Source organism: Chryseobacterium culicis, assembly GCF_900108365.1.
GTDB lineage: Bacteria > Bacteroidota > Bacteroidia > Flavobacteriales > Weeksellaceae > Chryseobacterium > Chryseobacterium culicis.
The window spans coordinates 452,675-466,370 of record NZ_FNWQ01000003.1; the positions used below are offsets into that span (position 1 = coordinate 452,675).

At 36.9% G+C, this 13,696-nt stretch carries 14 protein-coding genes; 5 read left to right on the top strand and 9 right to left on the bottom strand.

Annotation, left to right across the window (positions count from 1 at the left end; all coding sequences use genetic code 11):
• Positions 1–64 precede the first annotated feature (64 nt).
• Together BLW74_RS13715 and BLW74_RS13720 are read right to left on the bottom strand one after the other, a co-directional pair.
• Positions 65–988 (bottom strand): DUF3078 domain-containing protein, encoded by a 924-nt coding sequence (locus tag BLW74_RS13715; RefSeq protein ID WP_089693053.1) that lies wholly within the window; start codon positions 986–988, stop codon positions 65–67.
• Positions 989–1,216: 228 nt separating this feature from the next.
• Positions 1,217–2,143 carry a DUF3078 domain-containing protein gene (locus BLW74_RS13720; RefSeq protein ID WP_089693055.1) on the bottom strand — a complete coding sequence of 309 codons (927 nt, stop codon included), beginning with the start codon at positions 2,141–2,143 and terminating at the stop codon, positions 1,217–1,219.
• Between the two features lie 248 nt (positions 2,144–2,391).
• Here BLW74_RS13720 and BLW74_RS13725 point away from each other — a divergent pair, with 248 nt between their 5' ends.
• The 4 genes from BLW74_RS13725 to BLW74_RS13740 all read left to right on the top strand — a co-directional run bounded on the left by BLW74_RS13725 (position 2,392) and on the right by BLW74_RS13740 (position 6,350).
• Entirely contained in the window at positions 2,392–3,159 is a 768-nt protein-coding gene (locus BLW74_RS13725; RefSeq protein WP_089693056.1) for a rhomboid family intramembrane serine protease, read from the top strand.
• A gap of 32 nt (positions 3,160–3,191) precedes the next feature.
• Positions 3,192–4,301, top strand: a complete 1,110-nt coding sequence (gene dprA, locus BLW74_RS13730) for a DNA-processing protein DprA (RefSeq protein WP_089693058.1) — start codon at positions 3,192–3,194, stop codon at positions 4,299–4,301.
• A 190-nt stretch (positions 4,302–4,491) separates the two neighbouring features.
• Positions 4,492–5,850 carry an NADP-specific glutamate dehydrogenase gene (gene gdhA, locus BLW74_RS13735; protein ID WP_062673086.1) on the top strand — a complete coding sequence of 453 codons (1,359 nt, stop codon included), beginning with the start codon at positions 4,492–4,494 and terminating at the stop codon, positions 5,848–5,850.
• 104 nt (positions 5,851–5,954) lie between these two features.
• Entirely contained in the window at positions 5,955–6,350 is a 396-nt protein-coding gene (locus tag BLW74_RS13740) for an iron chaperone (RefSeq protein WP_228424908.1), read from the top strand.
• 43 nt (positions 6,351–6,393) lie between these two features.
• Here the strand turns inward: BLW74_RS13740 and BLW74_RS13745 are convergent, their stop codons facing one another.
• The 3 genes from BLW74_RS13745 to BLW74_RS13755 all read right to left on the bottom strand — a co-directional run bounded on the left by BLW74_RS13745 (position 6,394) and on the right by BLW74_RS13755 (position 8,360).
• A complete protein-coding gene (locus BLW74_RS13745; RefSeq protein ID WP_089693062.1) occupies positions 6,394–6,693 on the bottom strand; it encodes a hypothetical protein in 300 nt (99 codons plus the stop codon).
• 206 nt (positions 6,694–6,899) lie between these two features.
• The gene (locus BLW74_RS13750; protein WP_089693064.1) at positions 6,900–7,388 is read right to left on the bottom strand and encodes a YkgJ family cysteine cluster protein; all 489 of its coding nucleotides are present in this window, start codon (positions 7,386–7,388) and stop codon (positions 6,900–6,902) included.
• Complete coding sequence (locus tag BLW74_RS13755; protein ID WP_089693066.1) at positions 7,389–8,360, bottom strand: ion channel; 972 nt, start codon at positions 8,358–8,360, stop codon at positions 7,389–7,391.
• A gap of 133 nt (positions 8,361–8,493) precedes the next feature.
• Between BLW74_RS13755 and BLW74_RS13760 the strand changes: the two genes are divergently transcribed.
• Complete coding sequence (locus tag BLW74_RS13760; RefSeq protein WP_089693068.1) at positions 8,494–8,874, top strand: group III truncated hemoglobin; 381 nt, start codon at positions 8,494–8,496, stop codon at positions 8,872–8,874.
• 44 nt (positions 8,875–8,918) lie between these two features.
• Here the strand turns inward: BLW74_RS13760 and BLW74_RS13765 are convergent, their stop codons facing one another.
• The 4 genes from BLW74_RS13765 to BLW74_RS13780 form a co-directional block, all read right to left on the bottom strand.
• The gene (locus BLW74_RS13765; protein WP_089693070.1) at positions 8,919–9,989 is read right to left on the bottom strand and encodes a calcium:cation antiporter; all 1,071 of its coding nucleotides are present in this window, start codon (positions 9,987–9,989) and stop codon (positions 8,919–8,921) included.
• A 66-nt stretch (positions 9,990–10,055) separates the two neighbouring features.
• Entirely contained in the window at positions 10,056–10,394 is a 339-nt protein-coding gene (locus tag BLW74_RS13770) for a DUF6122 family protein (RefSeq protein ID WP_089693073.1), read from the bottom strand.
• A gap of 27 nt (positions 10,395–10,421) precedes the next feature.
• Complete coding sequence (locus BLW74_RS13775) at positions 10,422–11,660, bottom strand: hypothetical protein (protein WP_089693074.1); 1,239 nt, start codon at positions 11,658–11,660, stop codon at positions 10,422–10,424.
• Entirely contained in the window at positions 11,661–13,682 is a 2,022-nt protein-coding gene (locus BLW74_RS13780; RefSeq protein WP_089693076.1) for a hypothetical protein, read from the bottom strand.
• Positions 13,683–13,696: the final 14 nt, after the last annotated feature.

Here is a 13,696-nt window from a genome sequence, read left to right on the forward strand (position 1 = left end):
ATATTGATACACAAAAGCACTTCATTTTGAAGTGCTTTTTTTATTGATTATAATCCTTTCTGTCTTATTTTTTCAGCCAGTCCTGATTTCCTTTATTATCTGATCGTTTCTTACCGTTATCAAAATTGTAAGCCAATCCCACGCCTAGTGTCTGCTTCAACTGAGTTTTCCAGATCTGATTATGATCATACAAAAGATCAAGAGTAACATTCGTAGAGATATATTTATTGATTTTCATGCTCAAAACTCCGCTGTATCCCAGAACAAGTCTTTCAGGGTGGTCAAGATAATTCGAGAATACAGAAGCCGTATTCAGCAAGCTAATGTTCTCCATAATTTTCAGCTTATACATTGCCGTACCGAGGAAACCGAATTGGAAAAGAGAAGAATCTCCGTCGTTTTTAAGGCCATAGGTTCCTGCTTTCTGAAGATCACTGTCCAAAACAAATGTCCATCTCGCATTCGCCGGACGCAATGTTACCGTAAGATTATCATTAGGACGGTAAGTAACTCCAGCCCCTAAATTCAGGTATCCGGGCGCCATAAAATTAGAAATCTTTTTAGCATCAGGATTATTCCCATCTTCATACCCCGGTGCGAACTGCGTCTGAAGACCTGCACCCGCCGAGAAATACCAGTGTTTGGCAAACTCTCGTCCGTAATTGGTAGAAAGATTGATAACATCCTGAGTCTTTCTTACACCTGTTCCCTGTGTGTTGTTTTGTCCATAACCAAGGATAATGATGTTTTCCCAAAGATCTTTCCCTTTTTCATAAGTAAGATTGTAATTGACACCGGCAAGCCATCCCACGTTATTGGCTCCACCGCCTACCCAATTGGAAAAGGCCGCCTGATTAAGCATTAATGTGTTTTGCCCCTGAATAGACCAGGCTTTTACAGTATCTGTTGCCGGAGCTTCTGTTTTAGTTTCCTGAGCCATTGCTGCAGCCCCTAAAGAAATAGAACTGATCAATAAAAGTTTTTTCATAATGTCGATTTATTACAAATGTATAAATAATAATCTTTGCCGGAATAAAATTCACTATAAAATGAATTTAACAACAGTAAATTAACACCTATAATCATTTGATAATAAATCATTTAAGTTGTATATTTCCATAAACCAAACTTAAATCAACTTAAAATTACAGTAATTTGGAAACAAAAAAACACCTCATTTCTGAAGTGCTTTTTATTGGAATACAGAGATATTGTCTTATTTTTTTATCCACCACTGGCTGTCTTTACGGTCAGAACGTTTTACACCATTATTTAATGTATAGGCAAAACCAATTCCAAGGGTTTGCTTCAGCTGTGTTTTTTCTATCTGGTTATGATCATATAACAAATCTACCGTTACATTGGATGAAATATACTTGTTCACTTTAAGGTTAAGCAATGCTCCATATGCCAGAACCAGTCTTTCCGGGTGATCAAGGTAATTTGAAAATACAGAAGCCGTATTTGTTAAGTAGATATCTTCCATTATCTTCAGCTTGTATACAGCCGTCCCCAGAAAACCGAACTGCAGTAATGAAGTATCACCATCGCTCTTCAAACCATAGCTACCTGCTGTCTGAAGATCTTTATCCAATACAAAAGTCCATCTGGCGTTGGTAGGGCGTAAGGTCACCGTAAGATCATCATTCGGCCTGTACGTAATACCCATACCAAGGTTCAGGTAACCGGGTGCCATAAAGTTTGAGATTTTTTTTGCTTCAGGATTGTTTCCATCCTCATATCCTGCCGCAAACTGTGACTGTAATCCGGCGCCTAAAGAGAAATACCAGCTTTTTGAAAACTTTCTCCCATAATTGGTAGAAACATTAATAACATCCTGAGTTTTCCTGATTCCAAGCCCTTTCGTATCATTTTGCCCGTAACCTAGAATAATGATATTCTCCCAAAGATCTTTGTCTTTTTCATAGGTAATGTTGTAATTCGCTCCGGCAAGCCAACCTACGTTATTGGCTCCCCCTCCTACCCAGTTTGAAAAGGCAGCCTGGTTAATCATTAATGTGTTTTTTCCTAAAACCGACCAGTATCTTACTGTGTCTACCACTACGGAATCTTTTTTCAATTCTTCTTGTGCACTTGCATACATTCCCACAAAAAAGGAAAGAATCAATAAAAACTTCTTCATTACTCTAAATAATTTTCATTGCAAAAATATTAATATAATTTTTTTTAAAGCTAAAAACGGCTTTAAAGAATCTAATTTTATTAAATTTTAAATACTTACAACAAATATTTCTATAAAATCAGTGCCAAAATAATAAGTTTAAAAAATAAATTTGAAACTTTTTGTCTTAAAATCAGATAAGTAGAAGGGAATTCGTCGCCAATTTTTCCGAAATTTATCATTGGCTTTTGATTTGACATAAAATCTTCATGTTTAAAAACGTAATTTCCAAAAGAGCGGTTATATACCCATTGCTGATGCTTTCCGCGATGTGGTTCGGGTATTTTTTACAAACGCAGGGCTTTTTTCAAAGCTGTTTTGGAGCCATCATACCACTCCTGCCGGAAGGACTGCTTGGTGTGGTTACTTCCCCTCTTCTGCATGGAAATATTGATCATATCATAGGGAATTCTATTCCAATAGCTGCGCTGATGTTTCTGCTCTATCAGTTTTATCCTGTAGTAGCGAACAAAGTGTTTATAATCGGATGGCTGGCCACGGGACTTCTGGTATGGCTTCTTCCCCCTATTGACATTCTCACCGGCGACTATATGTATACATGTACCATCGGAGCCAGCGGTGTAGTATATGTTCTCGCATTTTTCCTATTCTTCAGCGGGGTATTCAAATGGAATACCAAACTTCTGACCATTTCCATGCTTGTTGTGCTCTATTATGGAAGCTTAGTATGGGGAATGCTTCCTGAAGAACTATTCTATAATATGCAGGAACCCAGTAAAATTTCGTGGCAGGCTCACCTTTCAGGCGCAGTAGTAGGAAGTATCATTGCATTTTCCTTTAAAAATATAGGTGAAAAGAAGAAAAAATTCATTTGGGAATTTCCTAATTATTACAGTGAAAAAGATGATAAGCTGTGGCAGGAATATAAGGAAAACCATCCTGAAGATTTTATGGAGCTTCCTTATAAAAAAAGAGATGATATCTGGGATCATCTGGAGGAATTGAGGAGAAAATAAAACTTATTTCCTTACATTTGAAAAAAACACACATGATCTCCGAAGAATATTTATATGCCATTGCCCTCCGCGAATGCAGCCAGATCGGCGACATTCATTTTCACAGGCTTGTCCGTACATTCGGAAGCGCTCAGGAAGCATGGAAAAGAGCAAAGAAAGACTATAAGAACCTGGAAGGTATAGGACAAAAAACAGTTTCAGATATTGGCAATGAAGCTCATTTGAAATTCGCAGAATATGAATTAAATTTTTGCGAAAAAAATAATATCCAGATCAGATTAAGACACCTTAATGAAACGCCTTCACTTCTTCGCCATTGCAATGACTCTCCAGCCATTCTCTATCAAAAAGGTCAGATTAATGATGCTCTTCCAAAATTGAGTATTGTGGGAACCCGCAACATTACTTCATATGGCCGGCAATTTATTGAAGACTTTTTTGAGGCTTTACTCCCTTCTTCATTGATGTCAGTGAGCGGACTGGCCTTGGGAGTAGACAAAGAGGTTCACGAGCAGTCTATCCGCACCCGGAAACCTACTGTAGGAGTTTTGGCTCATGGTTTTCAATTTTTATACCCTTCAAAAAACAAACGCCTTTCCGAAAAAATAATAGACGAAGGAGGAGCATTAATCACAGAATTCAGTTCTTCAAAAAAGCCTGACCGGGAAAACTTCATTCAGAGAAACAGAATTGTTGCGGGGATGTCTCCTGCAACCATCGTAGTAGAAACTGGATTTGGAGGCGGCTCGGTAAGTACAGCTACCTTTGCCAATGATTATAACCGTGACGTATTTGCCCTGCCCGGAAAAATTACAGAACCAACCAGCCAGGGATGTAATCAGTTGATATTCCATAATAAAGCCATTGCCATTTCCACTATAAAAGATCTAATCAGCATGCTTGGGTTTAATGATCCGAAAGAAAAAATAGAAGAGTTATTTCCTTATAGCGAGACCAGTGTACAATTATCTGAAAATCAACAAATAATATATCAGATCATTAAAGAACATCCGCAGATTTCTTTGGATGACATGTCACAGAAAATGGAAGCTTCCCCTTACAAAATTCTCCCGATAATTTTAGAATTGGAACTTTTAGGGAAAGTAAAATCATTTTCCGGGAGGCAATTTATGGCAATTTGATATTTAATGATTTCTTAATATTGCATTATTTCACACATAACATTTCATTTTTAATAAAATTTACTCGCGAATTATTAATTTAATAATATTACGAAACATTATTATTTAATTTTTAACAATGTTAAAATATAGTGTTGTGAATCTTGAAAAAAAAATTAAATTTGTTGACAATAATATTCAACCTTAATATATGGAACAATATAATATTGACCAGAAAATCCAAGAGTTTATTGCAAAAATTGAAGCAAAAAATCCTAACGAACCGGAATTCTTACAGGCCGTAAAAGAAGTTGCCGTAACTGTAATTCCATTCATTGCTACTAAAAAAGAATATACCGGAATGAAGCTGCTTGAAAGAATGGCTGAAGCTGAAAGAATTATTATTTTCAGAGTTCCATGGGTTGATGACAAAGGAGAAATTCAGGTTAACAGAGGTTTCAGAATTCAGATGAACTCTGCTATTGGACCATACAAAGGAGGAATCCGTTTCCACCCTACTGTAAACCTATCCGTTCTAAAATTCTTAGCTTTCGAGCAAGTATTCAAAAACTCTTTAACAACACTTCCAATGGGAGGTGGTAAAGGAGGTTCGGATTTCGATCCGCAAGGCAAATCTGATATGGAAGTAATGCGTTTCTGCCAGGCTTTCATGACAGAATTGTGCAAGCACATTGGCCCTGAAACAGATGTACCTGCAGGAGATATTGGTGTAGGAGCAAGAGAAATCGGATATTTATTCGGACAGTACAAGAAAATCAGAAACGAGTTTACCGGAGTTCTTACAGGAAAAGGTCTTGCTTACGGAGGATCATTAATCCGTCCTGAAGCTACAGGATATGGTGTTGTATACTTCGCTGAGCAGATGCTTAAAACGATCGGACAGGATTTCAAGGATAAAATTGTAACGGTATCAGGTTTCGGAAACGTAGCGTGGGGAGTTATTAAAAAAGCAACTGAGCTTGGGGCTAAAGTAGTAACCATCTCAGGTCCGGACGGATATATCTACGATAAAGATGGTATCAGCGGAGAAAAGATTGATTATTTGTTAGAGCTTAGATCTTCAGGAAACAACAGAGCTGAAGATTATGCGAAAAAATATCCATCTGCTGAATTCCATGCAGGAAAACGTCCTTGGGATGTGAAGTGTGATGTAGCTTTCCCTTCTGCAACTCAAAACGAATTAGATTTAGATGACGCAAGAAAATTAGTTGAAAACGGATGTATCTGTGTAACTGAAGCGGCTAACATGCCTTCTACATTAGATGCGATCAACTATTTCTTAGATAATAAAGTATTATTTTCTCCTGGTAAGGCTTCCAATGCCGGAGGTGTGGCTACATCAGGATTAGAAATGACTCAGAACTCTATCCGCCTTAACTGGACTTCTGAAGAAGTAGACGCAAGATTGAAGGAAATCATGATTGGTATTCACAAAGCTTGCAGAGACTACGGAAAAGACGAAGATGGCTATGTAAACTACGTAAAAGGTGCTAATATTGCCGGCTTCGTAAAAGTAGCAGAAGCTATGTTGGCTCAAGGAGTTGTATAACATAAAAAAGTAAAGGTTGGGAAAAAATCCCGACCTTTTTTGATATAGCCTGTTCCCGGGATAATGGGAAAAAAGTAAAAAGTGAAAGGAGAAAGCGCTGCTATATGCAGCGCTTTTTTTATTTTTATGTAATGAAAGGCACCATTAAAAATATTGATGAATATATTCTTCTGTTTCCGGCAGAAGTGCAGGAAAAACTGCTTGAACTAAGAAAAGCCATTCATTCTCAGACATCTGATCTGGAAGAATATATTGGATACCAAATGCCTGCTTTCAGATACAAAGGAAAGCCGATGATCTATTTTGCAGGATACAAAAAACATATTGGATTATATCCCGGGGCTGAGGGCATCAGTCATTTTGAGGCTGATTTCAAAGAAAGAAGATACATATTTTCTAAAGGAGCGGTACAGTTTCCAATTACCGAAGCGCTTCCGTTGGAGTTAATTCATAAGATAATCCGGTTCAGGATTACAGAAATTGAGCAAAAAAAATCCTGAAATTTAAAATTCCAGGATTCAGACTAATGTTTGCTAAAGTGCTTTACTTTTTCTTCTTCTTGTCTTTCTTTTCTTCTTTAGGAGTATCTGCCGGCTTAGTAGCATCAGTAGGGGTAGTGCTTACTGTGGGATCTGTTGCGGGTGAATTCTCCATTGTTGTAACAGGCGCTTTTTCCTGCTGGGTTTTTGGATCCGAAGGACTTGTTGTCTGTGTATTCGGTTGAGTTTGAGTGGTCGTTGGTTTATTTGTGGAGGTATCAGCTGGTTTTTGCGTTGTTGATTGGGCTGATACTGCAATTACACCGACTAATGTAAATGCTGCCGTTAAAAATAACTTTTTCATAATGTAATATTTAAATGATTGTTTAACTTAAACGAGACATCATTTATAAAATTATATGTAAACAGCTTATTTAACGTACTTTATAATTATTTAAGAGGATTTTGGAAAAAAAATTTCAATTAGTTGTCGGAAGTTTATTTCAATGAACTATCAGCTAAAACAGTTTATTACAAAAGCTTCCCTCTTGCTACTTGCATCTATAAAATCTACTTCGTAATATTCTTCATCATTTTTTCCACAAATTCAAAAGCGGCGGGGCATATTACTGTGTTTTTCAGCATCAAATTATTAATCTGGTAAATCTTCTTACGGTCTGTGTGCGGGTATTCCCGGCAGGCTTTGGGTCTTACTTCGTAGATAGAGCAGGTATTGTCGCTGTTTAGAAAAAAGCACGGAAGATTCTGCAGTACTTTGTCATTATCTTCATCTACCCTTAAGAATTTAGCTTCAAAATCTGCAGACTTCATGCGAAGATGCCTGGCAATACGTTCAATATCTTTTTCAGTGTATAAAGGGCCTGTTGTTTTGCAGCAGTTGGCACATTGCAGACAGTCTATTTCATCAAAAACTTCTTCATGGGTTTCCTGTACAATATAATCAAGATTTTTGGGCGGTTTTTTCTTTAAGCCGTCCAGAAATTTTTTATGCTCTTTCTGCTTTTGTATTGCTTGCTTTTTATAAAAATCTAAGTTCATTTATTCATTATTTCGCACAAACTCCGGAAGCTCTTCCTTCTTATACTCATTAATTTTATCCAGATCCAGAATAGTGGTGAGGTTCTCCTTATTCGGATAGTACATCGGAACAAATTTAGCCCCATAAACAATTTCTCCTGTAGTGTATGAAGACCTTTGCACTACGGTATTTGAAAACACTTCATCGAATGCTCTTATCTGGACAATAAGTTCAATATCGGTATTTTTAAAATCCTCTTCAGAAAAGCCATAAAAAGGAGAATTTTCATCAATCTTATGTACTACTGTCCAGTTGAGTGCCAAGGTATTGATTTTACTCAACTGTGTATCAAGTCTGTAAAAATTACTTTTGGCGACACCGTTTTCTATCACTTCAATAGCCGCCGAAAGAATGACATCGGCATCCGTTAATGCATTATTTTTATAAGGGGCCAGCCTGAACATTAACGCCTGCGAGCCCTGAAAAGGAGCAATAACAGCTATATCAGAAAATCTAAGAAATGCTCTTGGCCTTGAAAATCTTCCATAGAAAAGTCCTGTTGCAATGGCAAAGGTAAGCAATCCCAGAAAAGCTTCAAAAGTAGCCACAAGACTTGCTAAAAAACCTACAGGTGCTATTCTTCCATATCCCACGGTTGTAAACGTCTGGGAACTGAAGAAGAAAACGTCTATAAATTCATTGATCGGGTCACTTTTATCAATACCGGTGAGATGTTCCACGCCAATCAGGTAATAGATCATCGCAAAAACGAGATTGATAAGAATGTAAGCAACCACTAAATAGGAAATAAAGCGGAATGACGACAGGTTCAGCATTGTGTGGTACCAGCTTAGCCTGTTGAAAACATTCACCCCTTTCCTTTGAACATTGGGAAGTCCGTCTTTGTTGATAAATCTTCCGGATGCGTTGGTACCAAAACCACTGTTTTCAGCGTTTTTCTGCCGGATCTTTTTTCTGAAACCTCCTGTCATTGTATATCATTTGTTTTTTTGTTTATACTGTTTGGCTTTCGCCCATTCCGGTGCAAAGATAAAATATTGTTTTGATGAATTTTATCAATTGATTCATTTGAGTTTTAAATTGATTTTGGAGTACATTTGAAGTATGAAAAAACTGGAGTCGAGAGAGGACATAGAACACCTTGTCAATTCATTTTATGCTAAAGTAGTTATGGATGAAACCATAGGATTTTTCTTTAATGATGTTGCTAAAGTAGATTGGGACAAGCATCTTCCTAAAATGTATTCTTTTTGGGAATCTATCCTGTTTGGACAGATGACTTATAAAGGAAACCCCATGGGGGTGCACTTCCCTATCAATGAAATACAGGCTATGGAACAAAAACATTTTGACAGATGGCTGTACCTGTGGCGCACTACAATTGAAGAAAATTTTGTGGGAGAAAATGCAGATATGGCAGTCTATAAATCTGAAAATATAGCCAAACTGATGGCTTTCAAGATGGATTTAGCCAGAAGACTGTAAGCGGTTGGCTTAGAGATTCGGGAGATTTATTTTTATTTTACGCTTTAAGGAACAATTACCGTAAAGATATAGGCTGCCAGATTGACCAATAAAACCGTTCCGTAGAGAACATTAGTTTTTCCCCGACTTAGAGAGAGCATAACGATAAAGACAGATAGAGAAAGAAGAATAACGTCCTTTTTGTCCAGACCCAGCACTAACGGAATATCATACATGATACAAACCGCCGAAACCGCAGGAATTGTAAGCCCGATACTTGCCAGTGCAGATCCCAACGCAAGATTCAAACTGGACTGAATTTGGTTTGCTCGTGCTGCTCTAATTGCAGCCACACCCTCCGGAAGCAGTACTACCGCTGCAATGATCACCCCAACCAGAGATTTTGGTGCACCAAGGCTTTGTACCATTCCTTCTATCGTATCCGATAATCCTTTTGCCATCAATACGACAATAACGAGACAAACTACAAGGAAAGCAAAACTGATAAGCGTTTTCGTAAGTGAAGGAATATAATGTTCTTCAGGATGTTCATCAGGAACAATAAAATAGCTTCTGTGACGTACAGTCTGCACCATCAGGAAAATTCCGTAAATGACAAGACATGCAATGGATATAAAAATAAGCTGCGCTTCATTATAGAAAGGTCCGTTAACGCTTGAAGTAAAATTAGGAAGAACAAGGGTAAGCACCAGGATGGAAACAATACTTACCAGATAAGTAGTTGCTGAGGTTCTTGCAAAAAACTGCTCGTGATATTTAACACCGCCTACCAAAATACATATTCCCAGAATTCCGTTAAGAATAAGCATTACAGCGGCAAAAACAGTATCTCTGGCCAGCGTGATCGCCTGATCTCCGCCGGCAACCATCAGCGAGATGATAAGCGCGACTTCAATAATGGTAATACAAAGTGCCAGAATAATGGTTCCGAAAGGTTCTCCTACTTTATGGGCTACTACTTCCGCATGATGTACTGCCGATAAAACACTTCCGATCAATAAAATTCCTGCAAGGACATCATAAATAACACCGGTTCCCATTAAACCGGAAAAATAATATCCCACTGCCAGAACAGGAAAAATATAGGTATAATGTAAAATTTCTTTTAGTTTCATATCGTGACTACAAAATACAAAAAATCTATGAAATTTTAAATATCAAAAGAAAATATTAATAATATTTTAATGAGGCCAGAAGTTAAAATCCTGATAATCTGTAAACATATGAAACAACAGCCCAATTGCTATAATTCTGATATTTCCTTTGAAGAACAACAGCAAAAAATACACCGCAATGGCATAATAAGAATGTAAAAAGTGAAAACCTATGCTTTCTCTTGAGGGATCAAAAATCGGATTGGCAAAAAGATGGTCAAGATCTACCAGCATGGTAGCCAGAAGGATGAGATAGACTTTTTTCCAGTTTTTACGATAGAAAATCAGGGCGATAAATACCGGAAAAACAAAATGCAAGAAATAATGCGTAAAGGTTTTGAGCAGTGCAAGATCTGATGGAGCCATTAATGATAATTTTATTCGGTTGTATGCTTACCAGCGTAAAATTAAGGGTAATTCTCCGTTTTTTGCTTTTATTTTTATCCAGTAATCCTTTGATTTATTCGTGTAAAGCACATAATCGATGTCTGAAATAATTCTTTTCTCTTTGGTACTCAGCGTTTTTAATGAAGAATATAGCAGTGCGCTATTTCTGATCAGAATATAATTTTCCTTTAACCGGGGTGACAGCGATACTGCTTTCTGTGTTGATCTTATCGCAGCTCCTTGTTTATTCCGGCTGATTACATTTGGCTGGAAAGGAATTGCGGTGAATTGATTTTCATTGTTGATCCATTTTTTAGCCTGAAAATATTCCCAGGTTTTTTCAGGAGCATTACTTAGAATGTCAATGGTATAAATAGGCTGGGTGATCTTTTGAACGGTCTTTTTTTCCACTTCATTGAAATTGTCGTCATATTCATAGCTGATAATGGTATCATTCAGCTGCTCGAGATCTGCTGTTGCTTTAAAGGATGTTACCTGTGAGGAATCAGCAATACTTTTATTGAATAAATGACTGAAATTTCTGACATTTTCTTTGTCTAATTCAATATCAAGAAAATGGGTTCTCTTTTCGAGTTGAGATGCTATAGCATTAAAGGTTTCAGTGTCTGGGCTGTTTTTGATTTCAATTTCATCCTCATTTATATCAATCGAAAAGTTTTGGATCTTTTTCCCGGAAATAAAAGAAATACTCCCGACAGCATTATTTATAAACTGATCCGCATTCCAAACAGGATCTGAAGAAACAGGAAACTTATTCTTTATCATTTCAAAACCAGAATCTGAAGTTCCCGCAATACAGAGGTTTCCGGTAACTACAATAAAAATCTGATCTTTCTGAAAACGGTTATTTCCTTTGGCAGTAAAGCTTTGCTTCTTTAAAAAACTGATGAATTTCTGTGAATCTTTAAGCTCTGCAACACTGTACCATTCAGAGAACTTTGTGTCTTTAATATGGAAAATCTGTAGAAAATCCGGAATTATGATTCCCGCATCTTTCAATGAGCCTTTTGTACTTTTTCTCTTATTTTTGCTTCCTGACCAACCTGAAGGGTGTGCTGCCAGGCTGAAAAGGTATTGTCCCGTTAATTTCTTTACATCAATTAAAATAACTGCATCAGCGTTTTCCGGAATATATTTCAGGCTCTTATTTTTATGAAAAGCCACAAAATATACTGCAATAGCGAGCAATACAATTAACGGGACAATAATCTTCTTTGTATTCATTTATAAAATTTGCGGTTTCTCTTCCTTTTCCTGGGCCTTAAAAACCTGATCGAATATATCAAAGAAATACATTAAGCTGTTTTCTGAAGAATCTTTAATATTATAATTCATTTCGGTCTGGATGCTTTCTCCTTTCACTTCGGTTTTATAGTACACTTCTCCAACATTTTTTCTGATGGCATCCAGTGTTTTTCTTTCTTTTGGAGTTTTGAACTCTTTATCCAGACCTGTTAAAAGCTTCTGAATATCCAATCTTCCGGACAAAGGATATTTTGCTGAATCTTTCGCCCATTTTCTGGATACGTCAGACTGGTTTACTGATAAATTATTATCGGCAGAACTCATCAGATATACCACTCCATCTTTTACCGTAAAGAACAGCTGATCAATATATCCTCCGGCTTTCTCTTCTTTGAAAGTGTAGAGGTTTCCTTTTTTAGAGAATCTTTTAGACAGTTTTTTATTGGTTGAAAGCATATCAAAAATACGGTTCCAGTAGCCTTCGTTCTCTGTAGCAAAAGCAAAGGTGAAGTTGGGCACAGCAATTTCTTTGGTTTTCTTTACTTCTTTTTCGTTGAAATCAGCATCATACTCGTAATCTGTGTACTCTACCGTTTTTGATTTTAATTCGTTCAAAACAAAAATTCCGTTTCCGGGTGCAATTTTGGTAATGGCTTCTTCGTCCAGAACAATTTTCATGGTTTCCATCACCAGTTCCATTTCTTTTTTGTACTCATTTTCTCCTGAATTCTGAAGAAGGCTGTACATCATGTCAAAACATTTTGCACCATTTACGTTCATAGCATAGTAACCTACGCTTTTTTCATTGATCAGCTCCAGCAGCTTTCTGTTTTTCTTCCCTTTGTAAATGGCTGAAATATTCTTTTGAATCTCTTCATTTTTGTGCTGATAATTATTCACCAGCCTTACTTTATCCTTATCAAAATAAAGATTGTACGAATAGTTGGAATTGTACATATTTTTAAAGAACTGTCCATAGCTGTAGAACTTCGTCATTTTGCCATAAATTCCGTCATTTACAATTCTTCCATAATCTGCATAGACAAAGACATCAGAATTGGCATCTCTGAATTTCAGCATTTCTCCAGGAACCTCAATTTCCAGACTGGAAGCAAAATACAGGTCAAAACGGTCTTCAGCGTTCTTTTTTACAATCTTGAAATTTTCTCTTCGGATAGAATCCTGTTCTTTCTTGTAAGCTTTATCTTCTTCTTCATCATAAGCATAACCATCATTAGGCATTTCTTCCTCATTTTCAGAATTCCCGGCACTTTCTTTCTCTTGAGGATATTTATGGTGCTTTTGAAGGTATTTAATATCTTTCTGAATTCTGGCTATTTCACGATTATTATCTTTAATGCTTTCTTTCAAGTACTTAATATCATCCTTAAGGTTTTTGATTTCCTCTTTGTAATCGAAAGGTTTCTCCGGCTCATCAGTATAAGCTGTATCTCCTGCTTCAGCGTAAACGGAATCCACAGCAACGGCGGTGCTGTCTGCAACAGCTTCAGCGGCCCATAGATCTTTGTAAGGTTTGGTATAGCTTATCATGCTAAGAACGGCACGGCTTCCGTTCCACGCTACAAAAACATCATCGTTAATATCTACGTAAGAATAATTCTTCCTGTTGGAAACTTCCTGCCCCTTTTTCTTGACAGAATTGATAAACTCCCTGAACTTTTCTTTATTATCTATGATAAAATGGGTGTTATAGGTCTTAATAGAGTCATTAAAGCTTGCATAATGATACTGAACCGCATCGTATTTGATCCCGGTTTTGGAATAATCTGTCCACGAGGGTGCTTCTTTGCTTTTTTTGCTGAGTTCATGCAGCAACGGGTTCAGTTTATTCCAGTTGATTTTACTATTAAGCTGTTTTCCGTTTACTTCCATATAAAATACGGCATCAGCCGGTATTTTCATCCTGTTTTGTGCAAAAACCAGCGTAAAACCAAAGAGTACAAAAATAATTTTTTGTGTTTTTAATAAGATAGATTTCATGACTATAGTTTAGA